Genomic DNA, 278 nt, shown 5'->3' on the forward strand with positions numbered 1-278 from the left:
AGATTGGCGTCTTCGAGGCACGTCCGGAACGCAACGCGCCGTGTCTTGACCGTCCGCATCCGCATGGCGTGACCCGTGGGCGTATGAAGGCTGGCGCGAATGATACCTTCGTTCTTGTCGAACTGCGGAAAGGCGTCGAGGGGCGAGCGAAGAAGCTCCTCCAGGGTCGTTGGCAGGGTCGCCGCATTCATGTTCTGGTTAATGTAGACCCAGAACGCGTCGAACAGCGCTTCCTTCGTTGCAAAATGCCGAAACACCGTTCGCCTCTCCACCCCGGC

The 278-nt window shown here is 60.4% G+C and carries 1 pseudogene; it reads right to left on the minus strand.

Features of this window, described 5'->3' with window-relative positions:
• Positions 1-257 (minus strand): annotated as a pseudogene (locus EOD29_RS31435) (TetR/AcrR family transcriptional regulator); the annotation flags it as partial.
• Positions 258-278 lie beyond the last annotated feature (21 nt).

It is taken from the genome of Mesorhizobium sp. M1A.T.Ca.IN.004.03.1.1, assembly GCF_003997555.1.
Classification (GTDB): domain Bacteria; phylum Pseudomonadota; class Alphaproteobacteria; order Rhizobiales; family Rhizobiaceae; genus Mesorhizobium.